At 42.9% G+C, this 2,920-nt stretch carries 1 protein-coding gene; it reads left to right on the plus strand.

Going from position 1 to position 2,920, the window contains the following annotated elements; all coding sequences use genetic code 11:
- Positions 1-120: 120 nt before the first annotated feature.
- Positions 121-2,823, plus strand: coding sequence for a bifunctional acetaldehyde-CoA/alcohol dehydrogenase (adhE, locus tag ACW12G_RS07355; RefSeq protein WP_455646709.1), 2,703 nt, complete (start codon positions 121-123; stop codon positions 2,821-2,823).
- Positions 2,824-2,920: the final 97 nt, after the last annotated feature.

The raw sequence follows: 2,920 nt of genomic DNA on the forward strand, positions 1-2,920 counted from the left end.
TTTTAAAACGTTGATTATTCAACGTTTTAAAAAATATTTCTAAAAAACTTGCATATTAAACCAGGCTGTTATATACTTAGATTGTTAATAAATGAGCAAACGATAAAAGGAGTAGTCATTATGGTAGACGCAAATGAAAAGAAGCCTGCAAAGAAGGCTTTGACGCCAGAAGAAAAGGCGGAATTACAAGCACAAGCTGAAAAAATGACAGCAGAATTGGTTGAAAAGTCTCAAAAGGCTTTGGCTGAATTCTCAACATATACACAAGAACAAGTTGATAAGATTGTTGCAGCAATGGCATTGGCCGGATCAGAAAACTCATTGCTATTGGCGCACGAAGCACACGACGAAACTGGTCGTGGGGTTGTTGAAGATAAGGATACAAAGAACCGTTTTGCTTCAGAATCTGTTTATAACGCCATCAAGTTTGATAAGACAGTTGGTGTGATTAGCGAAGATAAAATCCAAGGAAAGGTTGAAGTCGCTGCACCACTTGGGGTATTGGCTGGTATCGTGCCAACAACTAACCCAACGTCAACAACAATTTTCAAGGCAATGTTGACAGCAAAGACGCGTAACACGATTATCTTTGCTTTCCACCCACAAGCACAAAAGGCTTCAGCACACGCTGCTAAGATTGTTTATGAAGCAGCGGTGAAGGCTGGCGCACCTAAGAACTTCATCCAATGGATTGAAACACCATCAATTTATGCGACAACAGCCTTGATCCAAAACCCTGGTATTGCCTCAATCTTGGCTACTGGTGGCCCATCAATGGTTAACGCAGCCTTGAAGTCAGGTAACCCTTCAATGGGTGTTGGTGCCGGTAACGGTGCGGTTTATATCGATGCAACTGTTGATACAGACCGTGCGGTATCTGACTTGTTGTTGTCAAAGCGTTTTGACAACGGTATGATCTGTGCCACTGAAAACTCAGCGGTTATCCAAGCCCCTGTTTATGATGAAATTTTGCAAAAGTTGCAAGAACAAGGTGCTTACTTGGTACCTAAGAAGGACTACAAGAAGATCGCTGACTTCGTCTTCAAGCCAAATGCAGAAGGCTTTGGTGTTGCTGGTCCAGTTGCTGGTATGTCAGGTCGTTGGATTGCTGAACAAGCTGGTGTTAAGATTCCTGAAGGTAAGGATGTCTTGTTGTTTGAATTAGACCGCAAGAACATCGGTGAAGCCTTGTCATCAGAAAAGCTCTCACCATTGTTGTCACTTTATAAGGTCGATACACGTGAAGAAGCTATCGACACTGTGCAAGCACTCTTAGACTATCAAGGTGCCGGACACAACGCGGCTATTCAAATCGGATCACAAGATGATCCATTTATTAAGGAATATGCTGATGCTATCGGTGCATCACGTATCTTGGTTAACCAACCAGATTCAATCGGTGGTGTCGGTGATATCTATACAGATGCTATGCGCCCATCATTGACGCTTGGTACCGGATCATGGGGGAAGAATTCATTGTCTCACAACTTGTCAACATACGATTTGCTTAATATTAAAACAGTGGCGCGTCGTCGTAACCGTCCACAGTGGATTCGTTTGCCAAAGGAAGTTTACTACGAAGCTAACGCCATCACTTATTTGCAAGATTTGCCATCAGTTAAGCGTGCCTTCATCGTGGCCGATCCAGGTATGGTACAATTCGGCTTCGTTGGTAAGGTTTTGAGCCAATTAGAATTGCGTCAAGAACAAGTTGAAACATCAATCTATGGCTCAGTACAACCAGACCCAACATTGTCACAAGCGGTTGAAATTGCACGTCAAATGGCTGACTTCAAGCCTGATGCTGTCATCTTGCTTGGTGGTGGTTCAGCACTTGATGCCGGTAAGATTGGTCGCTTCTTGTACGAATACTCAACACGTCACGAAGGTATTTTGTCAGACGAAGAAGGTATCAAGGAATTGTTCATGGAATTGCAACAAAAGTTCATGGACATCCGTAAGCGTATCGTGAAGTTCTACCACGCACGTTTGACACAAATGGTTGCCATTCCAACAACATCAGGTACTGGTTCTGAAGTGACACCATTCGCCGTTATTACAGACGATGAAACACACGTGAAGTATCCATTGGCCGATTACGAATTGACACCAGAAGTCGCTATTGTCGACCCAGAATTCGTCATGACTGTGCCAAAGCGTACAGTTGCCTTCTCAGGATTGGATGCTTTGTCACACGCCTTTGAATCATATGTTTCAGTAATGGCGTCAGAATTCACACGTCCATGGGCTTTGGAAGCTATCAAGTTGATTTTTGAAAACTTGACAACATCATACAACTACGATCCAAAGAACCCAACAAAGGAAGGTCAAAACGCACGTACGAAGATGCACTATGCTTCAACACTTGCTGGTATGTCATTTGCCAACGCCTTCCTTGGTATCAACCACTCACTTGCACACAAGATCGGTGGTGAATTCGGTTTGGCTCACGGTTTGTCAATCGCGATTGCTATGCCACACGTGATTAAGTTCAATGCTGTGACAGGTAACGTGAAGCGCACACCATATCCTCGCTATGAAACATACACAGCACAAAAGGATTACGCTGATATTGCCCGCTACCTTGGCTTGAAGGGTAACACAGATGCTGAATTGGTAGAATCATTGATTGCCGCAGTGAAGGATTTGGCTAAGTCAATTGACGTTGACTTGACATTGTCAGAAAACGGCGTTACTGAAGCTACTTTGATGAAGAGTGTTGATCAATTGACAGACCTTGTCTACAACGATCAGTGCACGCCTGGTAACCCACGCCAACCAAGCTTGGCTGAAATCAAGCAACTTTTGATTGACATGATTTAAATGCAATAATAATGACAGAAAAGCAAAAGAAATTTTGCTTTTTTTGTTTGCAATTCGTCTTATCCGTGTATATAATATATACATAGATAAAAAAGTA

The sequence above is a fragment of the Leuconostoc sp. genome, from assembly GCF_965300815.1.

Excerpts from the sequence above, each read along its gene's own strand:
- adhE (WP_455646709.1), top strand. The coding sequence starts at position 121 with ATGGTAGACGCAAATGAAAAGAAGCCTGCAAAGAAGGCTTTGACGCCA.